Genomic DNA, 21,746 nt, shown 5'->3' on the forward strand with positions numbered 1-21,746 from the left:
AAATGAGGCACCGCGCCTCATTGGCTGTGTGCAATCCATTCCCCACGGTTCACGCACCATGACCTGACTCGTTGCTAAGAATCTTTCGCCTGCCGAGAGTAGGAGTAGTTTTCAGGTGGAAACGTCTACGCAGGCCCCAACCTTAACTAACGATAGCCTGTGGATTACATAACTAGATTCTACCCCAGCGTGTTGGGCAAAGTCCCCGACTAAAGCTCCTCCCCCGCAAAACCGGCTAAACTTCTCAAGAATCCGCACGGTCCACCCAAACGTGAAGACTCCTTCTGCAGTTCAACTAATGCTTTCGAGACGTCATCTAGTTTTGTGTGAAACTGAACACATTGCCCCTTTAAGGGGGTAAGCCTGCTCGATTTTACACCCGTTACATAGAATGCAAGCTTCACGCAGGAGAGTAGCTTCCCAGAGAGCACCTTCCAACGACGACGAAACGAACCATATATGCTGCCAATACCACCAGGTAGAACATCCCCTTTGATGACCCATAAAAGGAAGCGTCACCAAGAGCGCTCAAGGTACCCTGAACTCATTTAGATTCTCAGCCTTCAACAGCCCACGTACCAAAGAGTTAATAGCGTTAAGATTCCTGACAAGAGCTCTCTACGTACTCTGAGCCTCGTCGACAGCACGAAGAAGCGCCGCATAGGCACCGCCGCACGCAAGCAGCTCGGCGTGGGTGCCGCGCTCGACCACGCGGCCAGCGTCGAGGACGATGATCTGGTCGGCATCGCGGATAGTGGACAGGCGGTGGGCGATGACCAAGCGGGTAGCATCCGCGCCAAGCACTGCCTCCTGGATGGCGCGCTCCGTCTCGTTGTCGAGGGCGGAGGTGGCCTCATCCAAGATGAGCACCCGTGGTTGGCGCAGCAACGTGCGGGCAAGCGAAAGGCGCTGCTGCTCACCGCCGGAGAAGCGGTAGCCGCGCGAGCCCACCACTGTGTCCAGACCTTCCGGCAGCGCGGCGATGACCTCGTCCACGCGCGCGGCGTTAAGCGCCGCCCACATCTGTTCCTCACTCGCATTCGGCTGCGCGAAGAGGAGGTTCTCCCGCACCGTGCCGTGAATCAGGTAGGTCTCCTGGGAGACCACGCCAATGACCTCCGCGCGCTGCTCAGGTGGAATATCGCGCAGGTCGACCCCGCCCAGGTGCACGGTGCCTTCGGTCGGATCGGCAAGGCGCGCAAAAAGTGCGGCCACCGTGGACTTGCCGGACCCGGTATGCCCCACTAGCGCGGTGGTGGTGTGGGCGGGGATGGAAAGGGAGACGTCGGAAAGCGCGTCGGTGTCGGTGCCGGGGTAGCGGTAGGAGACGTGCTGGAGGGTGAGGGAGGCGTCGGCAAGCTGGGCGGGCTGGGTGGCCTCGGTGAGTTCGGGCTCCAGGTCCAGGTACTCGAAGATGCGGCTAAACAGCGCCATCGACGCCACCCACTGCGCGCCCACGTTGAGCAGGCCGGTAATGGGACGGAAGATCTGGGTCTGCAGGGTGGAAAAGGCGATGAGCGTGCCAATCGTAATGCCCGGGCGCAAGCCGGCCGCCAGGTAAATCAGGGCCGGCATCACGCCGAAGATGATTTGCGTCAGCGCCATGCGCCAGCGCCCGGCCAACTGCGATTCCAGCTCCAAACGGATGAGGGAGCGGGAGGTTTTCTCAAAGCCGTCATAGACGCGCTCCTGCGCACCCAGCGTGGCCGCCAGGCGCATGCCGGACACGGACAGGTTCTCCGAAATGGTCTGCTGCAATGTTGCCTGCGCGCGGCTGTTTTTCTCCATGAGGCTGCGGCGCAGAACGGCGGCGCGGCGGGTCAGCCACACTGCAGGCGGCAGTACCACCAGGGACAAAAGCGAGAGGGTAGGCGAAAGCGCCACCATCGCCACCAACGTAGCCACAGTCATGGTGAGGTTGCTGGCCACGGATGTCGCGGTTGTGGTCACCATGCCGCGCATCGCCGCGATGTCATTGGTCAGGCGCGACTGAATCTCACCGCCGCGGTTATTGGTAAAGAACTGCAGCGACTGGCGCTGCAGGTTGGCAAAGACCTGCGTGCGCAGCTCGTGCATGATGGTGTGCCCCACCCGCGCCGACAGAAAGGACTGGATAACGCCGATGGCCTGGGAGACCACGGTGATGGCCAGCATGCCGCCGACGAGCCACAGCAGCAGCGCGGTGTCGTGTTCAGGAATGGCCTCATCCACGGTGCGGCGCACCAGGAAAGGCTGCACCACCGTCAGCCCGGAGGTGGCGATGATGAGTGCCACCACCAGCAACAGCGTGCCGCGGTGCGGGCGAAACAGGCCGGCGACGCGGCGGAAGGCAACCGGGTGCTGGGCCAGCTGATCGATGTCCGCCGGGTCCTTCACCGCGGTGTGCATCGGCCGGGTCATGGCTTAACCGCAGGTAACGATGGGCTGCGGGTCGTAGACCGTGGTGGTGGTCTCCCGGGAGATCTCCTTGCCGGAGAGGTCCTTGATCACGCGGGTATCCGAGGTGGTGAAGCCCGGCGCGCCAGACGACGGCGAGCAATCCTCGCTCACCGACTTGCGCTGCGGCTCCGTCTTGGCCCAGCGGCCGTTGTTCACAGACTCAACGTCGACGGTCTTAGTGCCCTTCAGGCGCACGGTGATCTTGCCGCCACCAAAGTCGGTCTCAATGCGGACTGGGGTATTGAAGGTATTGGTGAACTGCAGGTCGATGGCGCCCTCGTACACGGTGGCCTCGCGGCCGGCTGGGTAGCGGGAAATGTAGTACGAGTGCGGGGTGTGGGCGGTGTCTTCCATGCCCGCAAAGTAGGCAGCGTTGTACAAGGTGGTGGCGAACTGGGAGATGCCGCCGCCCACGGCGGAGCCGGAGTGGCCATCGATAATGATGCCGGACTCAACGTAGCCCTGTGCCGTGCCGCGAGGGCCCGTGTGGCCGTTGAGGGAGAAGGTCTCGCCTGGGTTGACCACGGCGCCGTTGACCTGTTGGGCTACCAGCTCGATATTCTTGCCGGAGGCAGCGGAGTAGCCCTCAGTGGTGAACTCGCCCACGGTGTCGTTGAAGGTCGCCTTCTTGGCATCGTCGGTGGTGAACTCTGCTGGGTCCGGCTTGTAGGTAGCATCCCACTCGCGGTCATCGCCGGTCACGCGCTTGTCAAAGTCCTTCATGGTCGGCTCCCAGTCGATGATCTCGCCGTCTTCGGACGGGGTGATCTGCTTGTCGTTGCCGTTGAAGGAAATCTTGGCATTTACGCCGGGGACATCGGCGCCCTCGGAGCGCTCGGCCAGCAGCTCCTGCGCGCGGTTGGTATCCACGGCAAGCTTGAGCTTGCCGTCCTTCTTTTCAATGCTGGTGAACTGGGAGATTTCCGGCTTATTCAAGGTAGCGCTGACATTATTCTTGGCCTTCAGGGTAATGGGATTATCCAGCGCCTTGGCGGCATCGCCGGTGCGCATGGCCTCGATGGCTTCATCATTGATGGCCGGTTCTACTTCTTCTGGGTCCACATTTACGCCCTCGGAATCGAGCCAATTATCCGTAACCGCATTGTGCAGGGTGCTGGCATCCACGGTTTGGCCGAGCTTGGGGTCGGTGACCTTGAGCTCACCATTGTTGAGCTCCAACATGCCATCGACTGGATCGGTGGAGAGATCCTTCTTCACGCGGTCCAGAGCTGGTTGCAGCTGGGCCTCATCCACGTTAGTCTCTACCGGAATATCCCGGGTGGAGCGGAAGAAGCTATACAGGCGGGTAAAAGGATTGAGGGAAGGCTCCTCAATATTGTCCACGGCGCGCTGGTTATCCAGGGCGAGGCCCGATTCGGAGGGGACGAGTTCCGTGTGGAGGTCACCGGAGGTGACGGAGACGGGTTCGGTTTCTACGCCCGCAAGCTCGTCTTCGAGCTTCTCCACGGCGGCGGTGCGATCCATGGCGGAGATATCCACGCCGTTGACGGAAACGGCGCGCGGAATCTTGTCCTGGTTTGCTGCGACATCCCAGGCATAAGCAATGCCCGCGATTAGGACAAGGCCGACCAATACGCCGAGCGCGATGAGCCAGCCTTTAGCACCGTTTTTTCCTTCTGCCTTTTTCACGCCTTAAAGGTTAACGGTTTTAGTGGCATTTTTCCTAGTCCTGTGCGGGCTCGGGTGCAGCGCCGGCCGGGGGAGCGCTGACATGGCGGGCGGCGTCCGCAAGTCGTTCGAGTGGCAGGCGGCCTTGGTCGACGGCGCCAACAACGGCGTCGATCACCGCATTAATGTCACTTTCGGTGGACCACAGGGGCATGTCGGCACCGGCATTGAGGGAGGCCACGACGGCGTCGGCAAGCGGGAGCGAATCCGAAATCGCCTTCATGCCACCGATGTCATCGGTATAGATGGGCCCGTCGTACTGCAGGGTCTCGCGGGCCAGGCCATAGGCCTCGGGCAGGATTGAGGCAGGCGTCTGACCATCACCCAGGCCGGGCACGGCGAGGTGGCCCATCATGAGCGCGGCATTGGGCGCTTGGGGAAGGGCAGTCTTAAAAGGAATGAACTCGTGGCCTTCTAGTTCTTCTAGCGGCGGGGTAACGGCCTCGGCCAGGTGGGTATCGCCAGAAGCGCGGCCGTGGCCTGGGAAATGCTTGAACACGGCCTTGACCCCGGCGGAATCCAGCCCGCGGGCAAAGGCCGCGCCATACTCGCCTGCTTGGACCGGATCGGTGGAAAAGGATCGATCGCCCACCACCTCTAGGCCATTGCCGTCGACGTCGAGTACCGGTGCAAAGTCCACGTTGATGCCATGCGCCTTGAGGCTCGTGCCAATCTCGTGTGCAAGCTGCTCCACCTCTTGTGGGGAACGCTCGGCTGCCATCTGTTGCGGCGCGGGATATTCGCCCAGGATCTCCGAGAAACGTTGCACGCGCCCGCCCTCAAAATCGATGGAGACCTCAAAGTCGCGGCCCACCTCCTGGCGCAGGGCATTAATATCGCGGCCCTCTTCCTGCAGCAGGTTTGGATCCGCCCAGCTAGGGATAAAGATTCCGCCCACACCGGCCTCCAGCTTGGCCTTAGCGTCGTCGTAGTTGGTGACCGGCGGCATCAGCACAGAGGCAGCCATGGCGCGGATGTCCTGCTGCGGGGCCTCTTCCTGCGAGGTCTCTTCGTGCGCTTCATGCGTTGCGGCAGGTGAGCTCGACGCAGCCGGAGTGGTGGAGTCCTGGCTCTCATTGTCCTCCTGGGTGGAAGTAGAGCAGGCGCCTAGGGCCGTCACGAGGGCGAGGCTGGCAAGGATGCGCGGAGTTTTCATGCCTTCTAGTGTGCAATATTCCTCGCGTTCTGTCGCAAGCGGTGGGTAGACTAGTGACATGAGTAACGGCGAGACAATGCTAATTGCCTACGATGGCACCGAACGAGCCGGCCGCGCCCTCGAGTACGCGGCCCAGCTGCTGCGGCCCACCACGGTAGAAATCCTCACCGCCTGGGAGCCGGTAGCGCGGCAAACCGCCCGCGCCGTCAGCCGCACCGGAATGCACCAGTCCACCGTCTCCCCGGACAGCGTCGAGGAGGATCCGGCCTATGAAGAGGCGCTCAAGATTTGCCGCCAGGGCATCGAGCTGGCCGAAAGCCTGGGCCTAGCCGGCCGCGCCCACTTGGTGGAATCCGCCACCACTATTTCCTCCGCCATCATTGATGCAGCACACGAGCTGGACGTGGATGTCATCGTGACCGGCACCCGCGCCCTGACCGGCTTCCGTGCGTGGTGGACCAACTCCACCGCCGACCAGATTGTGCGCAATGCCGGCCTCCCGGTGTTCATCGTGCCGCAGGAAAACGAGGATGACGCGGACGATGATGAGGCAGAATACTTCTAAATAGCTGCTAGTATCTTTAGCCATGGCTCTGGAAACCGATTCTTTGAACAAGCGCACCCTTGGCCCTGCCATCGGTAGCGCTGTTGTGGGCATCGCGCTCGGCGTCATCACCATCATCGGCATCGCACAATTCTCCGGCACCGATACCGTGCCGGAAGGCAATGCGGTTTCTGCTTCCGATGCGGTTTTGGGCGGCCCTGAGTACGGATCCCGCAACTAGGTGTGCGTACCCTCCGCGGGCGGCTCGCCCGCCCCTACCCGCTGGGGATCTTTGCCCTAGCGCTCATCCTTCTCGTGCAGCCGTGGGGGTTGACGGCCGCCGACACTAAGCATGATCTGGCGGCCAATCCGCTGCACTTTCTCCACGGGGCGCTCAGCGCCTATACGGATACCTTTACCCTGGGGCAGCTGCAGAATCAGGCCTATGGCTATCTCTTTCCCCAGGGACCTTTCTTCGTTTTAACCCGGCCCCTGCCCGATTGGGTGGCCCAGCGCCTCTGGTGGCTGCTGGTCTTAAGCGTCGGCTTCATCGGCTTCCATAAGCTCGCCTGCAAGGTAGGCCTGCGCGGAAGGTGGGTCTGGGTAGCGGCGATGCTCTACGCGCTCTCGCCGCGCACTCTTTCTACCCTGACCGCCATTTCTTCTGAGACCTGGCCGGTCATGCTCGCTCCCTGGGTTATCCTGCCCTTCCTCAACGCCAAGCTCACCTGGCGCGATGCCGCCGCGGCCACCATCCCCGTAGCACTGATGGGTGCGGTCAATGCCACCGCGACCATCGCGGCGTGTATCCCGGCCGCTGTAATCCTGCTCTACCGCCGCGCCTTCACACCCGGCGCAGCCTGGCTCTTAGGGTGCCTGGCGGTATCGGCCTGGTGGATCGGCCCGCTCGTCGTGCTTGGGCGCTATGCCCCGCCGTTTACGGAATTCATCGAATCCGCCCGCGTGACCACGCGCTGGCTCAACTTGCCTGAGATTCTGCGCGGAACCACGAGTTGGACGCCGTTTGTCGATACCGAGCGCGTGGCCGGCTATGAGCTAGCCACCGAGTCCTTCTTTGTGCTGGTCACCATGGGCATCGCGGCCGTGGGCATTTACGGGCTTTGCAAGCTGCCGCGCGTGTGGTCCGTCATGCTGGTGGTGGGCATCGCGGTGCTGGGCTGCCAGGTGGCGTGGTACCTCGATGCGCTCGATGGACCGCTGGCCGCGCTGCGCAACCTGCATAAATTCGATCCGCTGGTGCGCATCCCGCTGCTGTTGGGCGTGGCGCGCGCCTGCGCCCATCTTCCACTACCGAGGAGTTTGCGCCCCACCAAGAAACAGACGCTAGGCGCGCTGACGCTGCTCTTGTGCATCGCGGTGGTCTCCCCGGCATGGTCGCAGCGCTTGCTGCCGCTGGGCGCCTATAAAGAGGTGCCCTCCTACTGGCACGAGGCCACGGACTTTATCAATACCCATGCCGCCGATACCCGCACCCTTATCTACCCGGAGGCGTCCTTTGCCCGGCAGACCTGGGGATGGACGCGCGACGAGCCGGCCCAGCCGCTGCTCGATGTCCCCTGGGCCGTGCGCGATGCCATTCCGCTCGTGCCACCAGAGGCCATCCGCGGGCTCGACGGCGTCATGGCCGCCCTCAAGGAGGACCCAGCCACCGGCGTGCGCTCCCTGCAGCGCTTGGGCATCGGCGCGGTCATGGTGCGCCACGATCTCTTCACCGGCGAGGACGAGGCCCTGGCCAGCGAGTTTGGCGGCGAGGTCCATCGCTTCGGCGAGGTCGATGTCATCTTGCTCAACCACGCCGGCATGTCCTTAGGACCTACAGATCCAGTGCGCGTGGCCGGCGGTGGGGAAGCCTTGGCGCTTCTCGACGCCCACTCCACCCCCACCACCCGCCAGCTCGTCGATCGCGACGCCGATATCGTCACCGATACCCCGACGCTCACGGACCGCAACTACGGCACCCTCGACGGCCCCATCTCCGCACCTCTGGCCGCGGATGACCCCAGCCACGTGAATAACCGCCTGCGCGATTATCCCTCCGCTGGGCCCCTTACCCAGGTGGAAACCCACGGCGGTTCCGTGGCGGTCTCCTCCTCGGCCGCCGATGCCACAGCCTTTGGCGGCGCCCAGCCGAAAAAGTCCGCCACGGCCGCCGTGGATGGGGAGAACTCCACCGCCTGGTGGCCCGCGCCGGGCGATGACTCCGGATGGATTGAACTGCGTGGCTCTTTCACTCAACCGCACCTCAAGCTCATGGCCACCAGCGCCACCACGGTAACCGTTCGCTCCGGCAGCGCGGCCGTAGACGTGGACTTACAGCCCTTCCGCTCGCAGGAGGTCCGCGTTCCCGGCGGCGATACCGAGTCCATCCGCGTGGAGTTATCCCACCGCACCGGCATCGCGGAGTTAGGGGTGAAAGGCCAGCCGGTCGAGCGTGTGGTGACCGTCCCGGATACCTCCCCTGACGTGCACCAATTCTTCTTCCAGCGCATGCTGCAGGATACCGGCGTGCTCATCCGCGATTTCACGGCGCCGCGCCCCATGCGCGTGACGGTGGATTCCACCAAGCCCGTGCTTATCGACGCCCACCGCTACTCCCCCGGCGCTTCCCTCACCCTCAGCCCTGGCACGCACCGCGTGCGCACCACGGGGCCGTGGGTAAGCCTGCGCGAGGAGGGCTGGCAACCAGCAGGCTCTTCCGAGCCCACCGGGTACTCGATTGCAGCCGCTGATGAGGATCGCCTCTTGGTCACTGGTCGCGCCTTCAATAAGGGCCTGCGCGGCTACCTAGGCGAGGAAGAGCTCACCCCGCGCGAGATCGATGCGGCCACCCAAGCTTTTGTCATTCCGGCCGGCCGCTCCGGCGACTTCCGCATGACCTTTAGCGCCCAACCGGTTTACCGCGCCACCCTCCTCTTCGGCGGTGCCTTGGGCTTGCTCGCCCTCGGCCTGTGCATCCTGGCGGCCACGCGGCGCTCGTCCCAGCCCACGTGGCGCGCGCCGCGCGGCGGTGCCGCCTCGGCCGTGGTCGCACTCGGCGCGCTGGCCCTCACCGGCTGGCCGGCCGCGGTAGCGGCCGTTTCCGCTTGGTTAGTGCTGCGCTGGACCACCATCCCGCGCGCCTACCTCGCGCCCGGTGTCGTGGCGGCGGCCGGGGCGATCCTCGCCCGCGCGCCGTGGACATCGGGATCCTATGCGGGCGATTCGCTCCTGCTTAGCTGCTTGTGTGCCGCGGGCGTGGCCTGTCTTTTCGCCTCCGACCGAGGAGAAAATCCCGGCCGGGACGCTCGATGAGTGTATAGCTCGCGGCCGAGACCACCACGGTGGCCACCACCGTTACGGCCAGAATCACCCAAAAGTCCAGGGGCTTCCCGCTAAACAGCGGCACCCCGGTAAGCGGAAACGCCAGTCCCAGAATGGCCACATGCCACAAGAAGATGGAATAGGACCACGCGCCCAGTGCCTGCATGAGCGGAGTGGTCAGCCAGGACTTGTCCCGCGGAGCAAGCGCTACCGGTATCACCACGGCTGCGGCGAAGGCCGCTCCCGCAATGATGCGGCGGGAAAATTCGCCCGGTCCTGGATGCACCAGCCCCTGCGGCCCGAACCACTCGCGGCTGGAAATCCACAGCACCACCGCCGCCGCGAGCCACCACGCCCAGCGCGGCCGCAGCGCGCGTTGCACGCGCCAGCTAATACCGGCTTCTTCGCATTCCGCGGCCAGCATTCCCACGGCAAACCACGAAGCATACGCCGGCGGCCAGATCTGCGAATTGACCTGATCCTTGGCGTAATCGGCCACAAAGGGAACGAAGCCCCAAGCCCAACTGATCACAGCGCCCAGCGCGATGGCCGCTACCCGCCAGCGCCGCGGCAGCGCATCGAGGAGCCACACCAACAAAGGCAGGGCAAGGTAGAAGAAGAACTCCACGCATAGCGACCACAGGTGGGTAAGCCCCGGTGCTAGCCCGTCCACCACATAGATCTGGGTAGAGGTGAGGTTGCTCAGCAGTTGGGTGAGGGTGAGCGAGTGGGCGTCGGGAAGCAGGAGCATCACCGCCACCACGCAGGCATAATAGGCTGGCAATAGGCGGGCCACGCGCGAGCGCGCATAGCCGGATAAGGTGTGCAAGCCGCGGCGACGCCACAAGAGGAAGGCACTGAGCGCAAAGAAGACGGCGACGAAATAATCAAAGCGCCCGGCAAACCCCCACCCGGTTCCGGTCTGAAAAGACACGTGGGTGACAATGATTCCAAGGGAGGCGACCGCGCGTAAACCGTCTAGCTCCGGCAGATGCTGGGGTACGCTTTTCACAGATGCCTGCGGCTGCACGCTTGCTCCTAACCCCGGATCGACCTGAAACTGATTGGACATACTACTGCAATGAAACGCTACCTTTGGCCACGCTCGCCACTGGCGTGGGTTGTCATTGCCGCCGTCATTTTCTTGGTGCTGGGTACCGTGGTGCCGCCGCTGTATAACAATCAGACTCGGCCGCTGGCCTTCGACCAAAACATCGACACCGTCACCGCGCCGTCGGCCGGGGTGTGGATGGAAGCGCCCGAGTTCATCGCCGGGGCCAAAGCCTCCGGCGATAGCAAGGACCCGCAGTGCCAGGAAAAGCAGGCCCCCATGTGGTGCTACCTGCACCACGACCTGCTCACTATCGAGCGCAATACCACCACCTCTGAGGTGGCAGAAGATGATGCGCTCGCTAACTCCGATTCGCTCTCTCGCCTGCTCGCCGGCGATACTCCCCTTGCCCAAATCACGGAGCATTCCGTGTTGAACCGCGAGTCCACCTACCCGGTTGCCGCGCCAAAGGATAAATGGAGATTTGTCCTACCGGCGCTGGATACCGGCATGGCCCGCACCGACTTCGAGCGCGATGGAATCAACTACTTCTTTCCCTCCGGTACCGAGCAGCGCTCCTATCCGTTTTTCGATCTAGCGACGCAATCCTCCACGGCGGTGGACTTCACCACGACGGAAAAGCTCGATGGTATCCCTACCTATTCTTTCCACCACGATATCCAGCCCATTTCCTTGGCTGATATGCGCAAAAGCATTACCACCGAGGTCGATACCGGCACCGGCGATAAGCAACTAGCGGCCGAGGATTTCCGTATCTCCGGGCCAGCGAAGCGGTTCTACGACGCCGAGTCGCGCGAGCTCCTCGGCTTGGATGCCACTGACCGAGTCACGGTCGAGCCCTTCTACACCATCGGCCGCGATATCTCCGTCGAGCCGACCACCGGCACCATGGTGGACCTGCGCGAGAACATCAAAATCTTCTTCGCCGCGGACGAAAAGCAGGCCGGCACCATGGTGGCGAATGACGATACAGAAGACCGCTCCATCCTTGCCGCTGATCTGCGCTGGTCCGATGAGACCCGCGCGGAGCGCCTTAATGAGGTGCGCCCGGTCATTCGCACCATTCGCGCCTTGATGGTGGTCGGATGGGCCGGCAAGGCCATCGGCGTTGGTCTATTGCTCTGTGCCGCCTATATGTACATGCGCCGCCACCGTGAAGGCTAGGCGTCTTTTACTCCTTATCTGGGGCACCCTCCTCGTGGCCGCGGTGTGCTGGCCCTTTGCCTTGCCCGGCGAGTTCTTGTGGCGCGATATGGCGTTGCTTGACCATCCGGCCCTTTCCCCTTCTGCCTTTGGTGGCGGCAGTCTGCCCGCCCGCAACGCACCGCAAGACGGTTTCCTCGCTCTCGTGGGCGGCGCGTGGGCGGCACGGGTGCTCATTTTTGCCGCCGCCGCGTCCTCCGCGCTCACCGCGGCGCGCTGGGCGCGCTCTACGGTCGCCGCGGTGAGCGCGATGGCAGTGGCGGTGGCCAATCCCTTCGTCATCGAGCGTCTCCTGCAGGGCCAGTGGTCGCTTGCGGTCGCTGCGTGGCTGCTGCCGGTCATCGCGTGGGCCGGAAAGCAACGCAGCTGGGTGGCGTGGCTGGCCATGTGGGGAGCATCGCTTACCCCTACGGGTGGTCTCTTTGCCGTGGTGACCGCGGCGGTGACCTGCCGCAAGCGGGTAGCCCTCGGCGGCGTGGTCTTGTGTTTGCCGTGGGCCATTCCGGGCATGTTCAATCCCGCCGCGCCCGGCGATACCGCGGCGGCGGTGGCCGCGTTTGCCCCGCGGGCAGAAGACTACGTCGGCACCGCGGGCGCGCTGCTGCGGCTCGGCGGTATCTGGAATGCGGAGGCGGCCATCGGATTCGCCGTGTGCGGCGTCATCGTGGCGGTCATCGCCCTGCTCGGGGCGTGGCGGGTTCCCGCGCGGTTAAGCGTCCTCGCGGCGATGGGGCTCGGCGGGGCGATGTTCTTCTGGCTGGTTCCCGGTGCTCTGGTGTGGTCCATCGATCACGTACCGGGGGCGGCGCTGCTGCGCGATAGCGGGAAACTGACCATGTTGGCGTTGCCGCTCTATGTGGCCTCACTAGGAGCGCTGCCGAATCTGCCTGCGACACTGGCCACCGTGGCTGCGGCCGTGCAGCTGCTGCCCGTTCCAGGACGCCTCGCGGTGCTCGCGCCGCGGGAGACGGGGATAGACGAGCAGTTGGTGCGCGCGATTGACGGCCGCGTGGCCTTCTTCCCAGAACGCGCCAACCTCGTGGAGGTTCCTGGCGGCGTAGCCGTCGACCCCTACTCCAAGGCGGTGGCCATGGTGGAATCGGGGGAACTAAGCGTAGACGGGACCGTGGTGGACCAAGCCTCGCCGCGATACCGGGCGGCGCTGCGCGCGTGGAAAGAACACGATATGAACCGGCTGGCCGAGATCGGCGTCGGTGTGGTCGTGGTGGACGGTGCCATAGCCGCGGAAACGAACGCGCCCCGGCCGCAGGTTCCGTGGGCGCTTACCGCTTTGTGGATGGCGTGTCCGCTACTAGCCCTTGCAGCAATTCCGCGAACTGCTCGCCGGTCTTCTTCCACGAGAAGCTAGCGGCAAAATCCCGCGCGTTGGAGCCGAGGGTGCGGCGAAGTGGGGCGTCGGCAAGCAGCTGCTTGGTGGCCGCCACGAAGTCCTCTTCGCGCTCTACTAAGATGCCGGTCTTGCCGTTGATAACGCTGTCACGCAGGCCAAATGTATAGCCAACGGTGGGCACCCCATGTTGGGCTGCCTCCATTACTGCCAAACCCCACCCCTCTTTGCGCGAGGGCATAAGCAAGGCATCGGCGCGGGCGAGCAGGGCGTGCTTATAGTCCTCGGTCACCTGGCCGCGGAAACGCACGCGATCGCTTACGCCATGCTCCTCGGCATAGGCGCGCAGGTTAGCCTCCCACCAGCCGGAGCCGATGACGTCCAGGACCGCGCCCGGGATCTGTGCCACCGTATCCATGGCATGCTCGATCTGCTTATGCGGCACTAGGCGCGAGAGCGTGACCAGGTGCACCTCGGCCTCTCGTTCCAGGGAAGGAACGTGATCCGGAACCGGGTCCAGGCCATTGGCGATGATGTGCGCGCCCTTAATGCCCAGCGCCTCTAAATCCTCACGGGAGGCCTCAGACACGGTGACATAGGGAGCGCCGCGATACACGCGCGGGGCCACCCGGGACTCGAGGAACCAACCGAGCCGGCCGAGGAGTGGACCTGCCACCGGCCACTGTTCGCGGTGGCAATGGTGAGTAAGCAGCACCGTCGGTGCTCCAGACACCAGGCGAGCGAAGAAGGGGATGCCATTTTGTGTATCAATCACCGCATCCACTCCGCGCAGGTCCCCCAGCCCCAGGCGGCCGGCCAGCATCGCCGCCCAACCACGCGGATACACGCCAAATTTGGCGCCGCCGCGACTATAGCGCACGCCGTCGCGCACCTCCCGGCGCGCGGCATTCATGTGCTTGGAGGTGCGAAAGACCACCTCGTGGCCCTGGGCTGCCAGGTACTCGCCCACGCGCTCCAAATAGCGCTCCGAGCCACCGCCTTGCGGGTGGGTGGAATCGCGCCAGCATAGTAAAAGAATCTTCATCGTGAGGTATTAGCCTAGTGGGTTATGAGACATACCCGTGAGATGGCCACGCTCCGCCGCTCCATTCAGCTGCTGCGTTCCTTCCGCTTTGAGCAGACGCGCCCGGAGATTTTCTACGGCGGGCTCGCGGAGGATACGGCCGCGCTGGTGGATAACCTCGGCCGCGACTTGGGCGTGGAGCTTTTCGGAGCACGGGTGCTCGATGTCGGCGGCGGCCCAGGCTATTTTGCGGACGCCTTTTCTCGGCGCGACGCCCGCTATGTGGGATTGGAGCCGGATGCCGGCGAGATGTCTGCGGCCGGCATACACTTAAACAATTCCGTGCGCGGCGATGGCACCAATCTGCCCTTTGCCGATAATTCCTTTGACGTGGTCTATTCCTCCAACGTGGCCGAGCACATCCCCAACCCCTGGGATATGGGCGAGGAGATGCTGCGTGTGACCCGCCCCGGCGGCCTCACCATCCTGAGTTACACGGTGTGGCTCGGTCCCTTTGGCGGCCACGAAACCGGCCTGTGGGAGCACTATGTGGGCGGCGAGTTTGCCCGCGATCGCTATACCCGCCGCCACGGACATCCACCCAAGAACGTCTTTGGCACCTCGCTTTTCGACGTCCCCTGCTCCGCCGGCCTCGCCTGGGCACAGCGCACCGGCGCACTCAAACTCGCCTTCCCCCGCTACCACCCCAGCTGGGCTTGGTGGCTCACCCGCGTGCCGGGTATGCGGGAGTTCGCGGTGTCTAACCTGACGTTGGTGTTACAAAAGTAGCCCCCAGCAACGCCGACGTCGCTGGAGGCTAGCTAGGCCTAGTGCTTAAGAAGCGTTCTCGACGCGCTCCTTCAGAGCGTGGAACTGGTCCCACACCTCAGACGGCACGCGGGAGCCCAGGAAGTTGAGGTAGCTGGCGTTATCCTGCATATCGCCTTCCCAATCCTTCGGGTTGACGGCAAGAGCGGCGCGAACGTCCTCGATATCGAAGTCGATGCCCTCGAGGTCGATATCCTCGGCACGGGCGGTGTTGCCCACGACGGTTTCCTCGGCCTCAACGTTGCCCTCAATGCGGTCAATGATCCACTTGAGCACGCGGGAGTTCTCGCCGAAGCCCGGCCACAGGAAGCGGCCGTCGTCGCCACGGCGGAACCAATTAACCAGGAAGATAGACGGCATGCGGTCGCCGCCCTTTTCACCCATATCGATCCAGTGCTGCAGGTAGTCACCGGCGTTGTAACCGATGAACGGAAGCATAGCCATCGGATCGTGGCGCAGGGTGCCGACGCTGCCCTCTGCTGCAGCGGTCTGGCCGGAAGCCAGCAGGGCACCGATCATGGTGCCGTGGTTCCAGTCAAAGGCCTGGGTTACCAGCGGAACGGTGGTCTTGCGGCGGCCACCGAAGAGGATGGCGTCGATCTTCACGCCCTGCCAGTCGTCGTACTCCGGCGCGGCGCTTGGGCACTGGGAAATCGGGACGCAGTAACGAGAGTTCGGGTGCGCAGCCTTAGTGGAGGAGGACGGAGTCCAATCCTGACCGGTCCAGTCGATGAGGTGCTCCGGTGCCTCCTTGGTCATCTCCTCCCACCAGACGTCGCCGTCGTCGGTAAGCGCAACGTTGGTGAAGATGGTGTTGCCCGGCTCCATGGTCCGCATGGCAATCGGGTTGGAGTCGTAGTTGGTGCCAGGGGCCACGCCGAAGAAGCCGTTTTCTGGATTCACGGCGTAGAGGCCGTCCTCGCGCAGGTGCAGCCAGGCAATATCGTCACCGACGACCTCAGCCTTCCAGCCCGGAATGGTCGGCGTAATCATGGCCAGGTTGGTCTTGCCGCATGCCGAAGGGAAGGCGGCCGCAACGTGGTACTTCTTACCCTCTGGGTTGGTGAGCTTCAGGATGAGCATGTGCTCAGCCATCCAGCCTTCTTCCTTAGCCATGACAGAAGCGATGCGCAGCGCGTAGCACTTCTTCGCCAGGATGGCGTTGCCGCCGTAGCCGGAACCGTAGGACCAGATTTCCTTGGTCTCTGGGAACTGGGTGATGTACTTGGTGTCATTGCATGGCCACGCCACATCTTCCTGGCCTGCCTCTAGCGGGGCACCCACGGAGTGCAGGGCGTGGACGAAATCGCCGTCGGTACCAATCTTGTCCAAGGCCTCCGCACCCATGCGGGTCATGATGCGCATGGAGAGCACCACATAGGCGGAGTCAGTCAGCTGCACGCCCAGCTTTGGTTCCGGATCGCTAATAGGGCCCATGCAGAAGGGAACCACGTACATGGTGCGACCCTTCATGGAACCACGGAATGCCTCCGTCATCTCTTCCTTCATCGCAGCTGGCGGCGCCCAGTTATTGGTCGGGCCGGCACCTTCTTCATTCTCGGTACAGATGAAGGTGCGGGATTCCACACGGGCAACGTCGGAAGGATTGGAGCGAGCCAGGTAGGAATTAGGACGCTTTTCCTCATTCAGCTTGATAAGCGTGCCCTTTTCCACCAGCTCTGCGGCCAAACGGTCAGCCTCGTCCTGGGAGCCGTCTACAAAGACCACCTGGTCCGGCTGGAAAAGCTCAACATTCTCGCTGATCCAGCCGATAAGCTTTTCGTTTTTAGTCGGCAGCTCTCCGACGAGCCCTGGGATAGTGGCGGTCATTAGTAATTCTCCTGAGGGTGGGTGTGAAAATTGGGGAAATAAATCCCCAACTGTGCCTTCCACCTCAAGATTAACGTGCTTGTCCGAATAATTTGCGCAGATTTTGTCACACCGGTTATATCCACCGCGTTTACCAGAACTTCACCAAGCGCAACCACAGATACTGTGTTAAAAATCGCCTTTTCCCATCCCCCTGTCTGGGGGTCTATTCCCCTCCCTAGCGGCAAGCAAAACGATAATCTTCCACCCCCAACCGGGCCCACTGGTTATACCAGGATTGGCTTCGCCACACGTGATCCCCGGCGCGGCGTATTGCTTGGCAAGGCTAAGCAGGGAAAAATAGGCCGCAATGAATAACACAGATAACTCTCAAAACACCCGCGCTGGAGAAATGCCTCCAGGGCGCCCGCCACAGACCGATTTCAATGCCGTATTCGACAACGAGCTTGACTACCCACGCCTAGGCAACGTCACTTTCCGCCGCGGCACGCTGACCGAAAATCAGCATGAGCTTTTTGAAAAGCGCTGGCCAGAACTAGGCCGCACGCTGGAAGACGAGGTCATTGACCTCGATGCCTGGTTTGGCCGCAGCGGCGCCAAGACCATCGTGGAGATTGGATCCGGTACCGGCACCTCTACCGCCGCCATGGCGCCGAAGGAGGCCGATACCAATATCATCGCCGTCGAGCTCTACAAGCCGGGCCTGGCCAAGCTACTGGGCCAGATCGAGCGCGAGGGCATCGACAATATCCGCATGATTCGCGGCGATGGCATCGAGGTCATGGTGCGCATGTTTGCGCCGGAATCCCTTGATGGCATCCGCGTCTTCTTCCCGGATCCCTGGCCAAAGGCCCGTCACCACAAGCGCCGCATCATCCAGTCGGGCACACTCAACCTTTTTGCGTCCCGCCTAAAGAAGGGCGGCGTGCTGCACGTTGCTACCGACCACGCCGGATACGCCGAGTGGATCGATGAACTTGTGGACGTAGAGCCGAGCCTGGATTACAAGGGCTGGCCATGGCCAGAGTGCCCGCAGTTGGTGGATCGTCAGGTCATCACCAAGTTTGAGGGCAAGGGCCTAGATAAAGAACACGTCATCACGGAGTATCTCTGGGAGAAGAAATAAATGAGCACCTACCTACTTGTCTGGGATGCGCCCAATATGGACATGGGCCTGGGCTCCCTGCTCGGCGGCCGCCCCACCGCCGCACACCGCCCGCGCTTCGACGCCATCGGCCGCTGGCTGGTACACCTTGCCCAGGACGTTGATGCGGAGCCGCGCGCCGATGTCTTTACTAATGTCACCCCGGGCGGCGCCGATGTCATCCGCCCATGGGTAGAAGCCATCCGCAACGTGGGCTTCGGCGTTTTTGCCAAGCCCAAGATCCACGAAGACGACGACGTGGATCCGGATATGCTCGACCACATCGAAAGCCTCCGTGAGGATCTAGCCGGCGTGATTGTTGCCTCCGCCGATGGCCAGAATTTCCAGGAACCATTGGAAGAGCTCATCGCAGAAGGCCTTCCGGTAACGGTCCTCGGTTTCCATGAGCATGCCGCCTGGGCCGTAGGCCACGCGGATATCAATTTTGTGGACCTGGAAGATATCGAGGGTGTATTCCGCGAGCCGCTACCGCGCGTGAACCTGGATAATCTGCCGGAGGGTGGTGCATGGCTGCAGCCATTCCGTCCCCTGGCTGCGCTGCTTAATAACCGCTAGGAGGCTGCCCCAATGTTTGAAAAATGGGGACGTTTTTCCTATGCGCACCGCCGGCTCATCCCCGCCATCATCGTCGCCGCTATCCTTGCGCTCTTCATCGGCTTTGGCTTGCAGCTCGAAGACCGCATGAGCCAGGAGGGCTGGGAGGATCCCAATGCGGCGTCGACAAGCGCGGCCCAGATCGAGCAGGAAGCATTCGGCCGCGATAACTCCGGCGATGTCATCTTGCTCTTCCACTCCCCCGATGAGAACTTCGACGCCGCCAAGCAGCACTTGGCCCAGTTGAAATCGGAGTATCCGGACCAGATTGACTCGGTGACCAGTTACTTCGACACGAAGAACCCGAACCTGGTCAATGCTGATCATTCGCTGGCCTTCGCCGCCATCGGGCTCAAAGGCGATGATGAGCAGACGCTGAAGGATTTCCGCGCCATCGAAGGCGCGCTTACGGATACCACCGCACCGGTGGAGATTGCGGGTGCCACCGCGGTTGCTGATGCCCTGGATGAGGGAATGTCCCACGATATTTCCCGCGCCGAAAAGGCCGCCCTGCCACTGGTAGGCATCCTCCTGCTGGTGGTCTTCGGCTCGGTGGTGGCGGCCTGCATGCCGCTGGTGGTCGGTGGCCTCTCCATCTTGGGCTCTTTGGGAATCCTGTCCATCCTGGCCGGGTTCTCGCAGGTCAATGTCTTTGCCCAGGCCGTCGTCACGCTGCTGGGCCTCGGCCTAGCCATCGATTATGGCCTCTTTATGGTCTCGCGCTTCCGCGAGGAGCTGGATAAGGGCCGCTCCACCGAGGAGGCCGTGGCCACCACCACCGCAACAGCCGGCCAAACTGTGGTTTTCTCCGCAGCCATGGTCGCCGTTGCGCTTTCCGGCCTCTTCCTCTTCCCCCAGGCCTTCCTGAAATCCGTGGCCTATGGGTCCATTTCTGCGGTCGGCTTGGCCGCGCTCCTTTCCGTCACCGTGCTGCCGTCCATTTTTGGCATGCTCGGCCCCAAGATCGATACCTGGTCCGTGCGCCGTACCTCGCGAACGGCTCGCACTATTCAGGACACCTGGTGGTATAAGCTTCCACGCTGGGCCATGCGCCATGCCCGCGGGCTGACCATCGCCGTATGCGGCCTGCTCATCGCGCTTACCCTGCCCGTCATGAGCATCACCTTCGGTGGCATCAACGAGTCTTACCTGCCGCCTGACCAGGACACCCGCGTGGCACAGGATAAATTCAACGAAGAGTTCCCAGCCTTCCGCACGGAGCCGGTCAAGCTCGTGGTGGAAAATGCCTCGAACCAGCAGCTTGTCGACGTCGTCATGCAGGTCCGCGGCCTCGACGGCCTCACCGAACCCATGGCGCCGACGACCGCCACCAAAGACGGCACCACCGTCCTTTCCGCCGGTATCGAAGACCGCGATGATTACGCGAAGATCGTGCACGAGCTGGAGAAGGTCAAGGCCCCTGAGGGCGTGAACCTCTACGTGGGCGGCACTCCCGCCATGGAGGTGGAGTCCCTCGATGCGCTCTTCCACACGCTGCCGTGGATGGCGCTCTACGTGGTTTTGGCAACGTTCCTGCTTATGGCCCTAGTATTCGGCTCCTTCGTACTGCCGCTCAAGGCCATTGTGATGACGTTGCTGACCTTGGGCGCAACGCTGGGCATCCTGACGTTAATGTTCGTTGCCGGCTTGGGCTCGGACATCCTCAACTTCACGCCCGGCCCGCTCATGAGCCCAATCTTGGTGCTCATCATCGTCATTGTCTACGGCCTGTCCACCGATTACGAGGTCTTTTTGGTCTCCCGCATGGTGGAGGCCCGCCGGCGCGGCGCTTCTACCGACGAGTCCATTGCGGCCGGCACCGCGCATACCGGCGGCATAATTACCGCTGCGGCGCTCATCATGATCGTGGTCTCCGGCGCGTTCGGCTTCTCCGATATCGTGATGATGAAATACATTGCCTACGGCATGATTTTTGCCCTGCTTATCGACGCCACCATTGTCCGCATGCTCCTCGTCCCGGCCGTCATGCACTTGCTGCGCGAGGATAACTGGTGGGCCCCTAGCTGGCTGCGCCACGCCACCACCACTTTGACCGGCGGTGCGACCCACCGCGGCAAGACTGTTCCCTTCACTGAGCTCAAACAACGCCTCGAAGGGGGTAAGTAAGTGAAGAATTGGCTGCGCCTTATCGCCTCGCTCATCGTCCTGCTGGTCTTGGTTTATGTCTTCCGCGATGAGCTGGACTTCCTGCGCGAAGGCTTCTCGCGGCTTTCTCATTCCAATCCGGCCGCGATAGCGCTAGTGATCATCGCCTCCATCGTGGCGGTACTCGCCATGGGCGAGGTCATGCGCCTGCTCATTCGCGCCGGTGGCGTCAAGGTGCCGGCCTCAGAAACCGCAGCACTGACGTTGGCCGCTAATGCCTGGTCCACCACTCTTCCGGCCGGCCCAGCCTTTTCCGCCATCCTCACCTTCTACGTGCAGCGCACGTGGGGCGCGTCCGTCATGTTGTGTGGCTGGTTCTTCGTGCTGTCCTCTGCCATTTCTACGATGTGGCTCGTGCTCATCGGCTTGGGCGGCGTGCTCTTCTTGAACGCAGATATGGCGCTGTGGTCCCTCATCGGCACCTTGGTGCTCATGCTGGCGCTTTCGGGCGGCCTGTTCTGGCTGACCAATCATCCGGATACCATCATGCGCTGGCTCAACCGCCAAAAGCTCATTAAGGGCTCCAAGCGCGAAGCCCTCGTGGATCAGGTCAAGAATCTGGAGGAAGTTCACCTTACCCGCCGCCAATTCGGTTGGGTCTCCTTCTACTCTTTGGCCAACCGCCTGATCGACATGGTCTCGCTTTGGGGCTGTGTGTGGGCCGTTACCGGCCACCTACCCGCCCTGCATGCGGGCGAGGACACTACGACGATGGCCGGCGTGGCGCTGGCCTATCTCACCGCTAAGCTTGCCGGCTCCGCTCAGGTCACGCCGGCCGGCCTCGGCACGGTGGAAGCCGCCATCATCGCCACCCTGGTGGCTACGGGCATGACCGCGGTGGACGCTACCGGCGCTGCCATCATCTACCGCCTCATCTCCTTTGCCTTGATCACCATCATTGGCTGGGTAATCTACTTCTGGCACTATGCCCGCAAGGGCATCACCTATGCCGCCTTGAACCGAAAGGAAAACGCATGAGAATCGCCCCCATTATCGATATCATCGCCCTGATGCTCTTCGCCGTTGCTGCCCGCCTCGCCCACGGCGGATTGAGTTTTTCCACCTGGGTAGATGCCTTTTGGCCCTGGGCCATAGGCGCGCTTATCGGCTGGGTCATCATCCTGGCTGCCAAAGCGCAGGGCAAGTGGAAGGAGGGCGGCATCGTCTGGCTGAGCACCGTCGTGGGCGGCATGGCCCTGTGGATGCTGGTCAACGGCCGCCTGCCGCACTGGAGCTTCCTCATCGTAGCGACGGTGATGTCCGCACTATTTTTCTTTGGCTGGCGGCTTTTCGCCCGCAAATAAAAAAGAAGGAGGGTTTAACCCTCCTTCCTTTTTGCTCCACTTACTTGGAACTTACCTGAATGC

The 21,746-nt window shown here is 62.7% G+C and carries 17 protein-coding genes; 11 read left to right on the forward strand and 6 right to left on the reverse strand.

What is annotated here, in order from left to right; all coding sequences use genetic code 11:
• Positions 1-618: 618 nt before the first annotated feature.
• From MHK00_RS03415 to MHK00_RS03425, 3 genes are read right to left on the reverse strand one after another with little or no spacing between them, the layout of a single operon-like run.
• Positions 619-2,400, reverse strand: coding sequence for an ABC transporter ATP-binding protein (locus MHK00_RS03415; protein ID WP_005325452.1), 1,782 nt, complete (start codon positions 2,398-2,400; stop codon positions 619-621).
• 3 nt (positions 2,401-2,403) lie between these two features.
• The gene (locus MHK00_RS03420) at positions 2,404-4,089 is read right to left on the reverse strand and encodes a VanW family protein (RefSeq protein ID WP_250410458.1); all 1,686 of its coding nucleotides are present in this window, start codon (positions 4,087-4,089) and stop codon (positions 2,404-2,406) included.
• Between the two features lie 34 nt (positions 4,090-4,123).
• Positions 4,124-5,284, reverse strand: coding sequence for a glycoside hydrolase family 3 N-terminal domain-containing protein (locus MHK00_RS03425; RefSeq protein ID WP_250410459.1), 1,161 nt, complete (start codon positions 5,282-5,284; stop codon positions 4,124-4,126).
• Between the two features lie 58 nt (positions 5,285-5,342).
• Here MHK00_RS03425 and MHK00_RS03430 point away from each other — a divergent pair, with 58 nt between their 5' ends.
• From MHK00_RS03430 to MHK00_RS03440, 3 genes are read left to right on the forward strand one after another with little or no spacing between them, the layout of a single operon-like run.
• Positions 5,343-5,849 (forward strand): universal stress protein, encoded by a 507-nt coding sequence (locus MHK00_RS03430; RefSeq protein WP_250410461.1) that lies wholly within the window; start codon positions 5,343-5,345, stop codon positions 5,847-5,849.
• Between the two features lie 22 nt (positions 5,850-5,871).
• Positions 5,872-6,069 carry a DUF2613 domain-containing protein gene (locus tag MHK00_RS03435; protein WP_005325448.1) on the forward strand — a complete coding sequence of 66 codons (198 nt, stop codon included), beginning with the start codon at positions 5,872-5,874 and terminating at the stop codon, positions 6,067-6,069.
• A 2-nt stretch (positions 6,070-6,071) separates the two neighbouring features.
• The gene (locus MHK00_RS03440; RefSeq protein ID WP_250410462.1) at positions 6,072-9,140 is read left to right on the forward strand and encodes an alpha-(1->3)-arabinofuranosyltransferase domain-containing protein; all 3,069 of its coding nucleotides are present in this window, start codon (positions 6,072-6,074) and stop codon (positions 9,138-9,140) included.
• Here the strand turns inward: MHK00_RS03440 and MHK00_RS03445 are convergent.
• On the reverse strand, positions 9,061-10,221 hold the full coding sequence (locus MHK00_RS03445) for an acyltransferase family protein (protein WP_250410464.1): 1,161 nt from the start codon (positions 10,219-10,221) through the stop codon (positions 9,061-9,063). The genes MHK00_RS03440 and MHK00_RS03445 overlap by 80 nt on opposite strands.
• Positions 10,222-10,230: 9 nt before the next feature.
• On the opposite strand from MHK00_RS03445, the gene MHK00_RS03450 reads away from it, so the two are divergent.
• The gene (locus MHK00_RS03450) at positions 10,231-11,385 is read left to right on the forward strand and encodes a PorA family protein (RefSeq protein WP_250410466.1); all 1,155 of its coding nucleotides are present in this window, start codon (positions 10,231-10,233) and stop codon (positions 11,383-11,385) included.
• Positions 11,375-12,793 (forward strand): MmpA family trehalose lipid delivery protein, encoded by a 1,419-nt coding sequence (locus MHK00_RS03455; RefSeq protein ID WP_250410468.1) that lies wholly within the window; start codon positions 11,375-11,377, stop codon positions 12,791-12,793. Before MHK00_RS03450 ends, MHK00_RS03455 begins: the two co-directional genes overlap by 11 nt.
• Here the strand turns inward: MHK00_RS03455 and MHK00_RS03460 are convergent.
• Complete coding sequence (locus MHK00_RS03460) at positions 12,708-13,817, reverse strand: glycosyltransferase family 4 protein (protein ID WP_250410470.1); 1,110 nt, start codon at positions 13,815-13,817, stop codon at positions 12,708-12,710. The genes MHK00_RS03455 and MHK00_RS03460 overlap by 86 nt on opposite strands.
• Before the next feature lie 24 nt (positions 13,818-13,841).
• Here MHK00_RS03460 and MHK00_RS03465 point away from each other — a divergent pair, with 24 nt between their 5' ends.
• Positions 13,842-14,585: a class I SAM-dependent methyltransferase gene (locus MHK00_RS03465; RefSeq protein ID WP_250410471.1), complete on the forward strand. Its 744-nt coding sequence runs from the start codon at positions 13,842-13,844 to the stop codon at positions 14,583-14,585.
• A gap of 45 nt (positions 14,586-14,630) precedes the next feature.
• On the opposite strand, the gene MHK00_RS03470 is transcribed toward MHK00_RS03465, so the two are convergent.
• Entirely contained in the window at positions 14,631-16,454 is a 1,824-nt protein-coding gene (locus MHK00_RS03470) for a phosphoenolpyruvate carboxykinase (GTP) (protein WP_250409120.1), read from the reverse strand.
• 349 nt (positions 16,455-16,803) lie between these two features.
• Between MHK00_RS03470 and trmB the strand changes: the two genes are divergently transcribed.
• Genes trmB through MHK00_RS03495 form a run of 5 tightly spaced genes read left to right on the forward strand, consistent with a single transcriptional unit; the run spans position 16,804 to position 21,683 of the window.
• Positions 16,804-17,580: a tRNA (guanosine(46)-N7)-methyltransferase TrmB gene (trmB, locus tag MHK00_RS03475; protein WP_005325428.1), complete on the forward strand. Its 777-nt coding sequence runs from the start codon at positions 16,804-16,806 to the stop codon at positions 17,578-17,580.
• Entirely contained in the window at positions 17,581-18,174 is a 594-nt protein-coding gene (locus MHK00_RS03480) for an NYN domain-containing protein (protein WP_005325427.1), read from the forward strand.
• A gap of 12 nt (positions 18,175-18,186) precedes the next feature.
• Entirely contained in the window at positions 18,187-20,340 is a 2,154-nt protein-coding gene (locus MHK00_RS03485) for an MMPL family transporter (protein ID WP_250410474.1), read from the forward strand.
• Positions 20,341-21,357: a lysylphosphatidylglycerol synthase transmembrane domain-containing protein gene (locus tag MHK00_RS03490; RefSeq protein WP_250410475.1), complete on the forward strand. Its 1,017-nt coding sequence runs from the start codon at positions 20,341-20,343 to the stop codon at positions 21,355-21,357.
• The gene (locus MHK00_RS03495) at positions 21,354-21,683 is read left to right on the forward strand and encodes a DUF3054 domain-containing protein (protein WP_250410477.1); all 330 of its coding nucleotides are present in this window, start codon (positions 21,354-21,356) and stop codon (positions 21,681-21,683) included. The genes MHK00_RS03490 and MHK00_RS03495 overlap by 4 nt, the downstream gene beginning before the upstream one ends.
• The last annotated feature ends 63 nt before the right edge of the window (positions 21,684-21,746 follow it).

This window comes from Corynebacterium tuberculostearicum (genome assembly GCF_022347385.1).
In the GTDB taxonomy this organism is placed as follows: Bacteria; Actinomycetota; Actinomycetes; order Mycobacteriales; family Mycobacteriaceae; genus Corynebacterium; species Corynebacterium tuberculostearicum_M.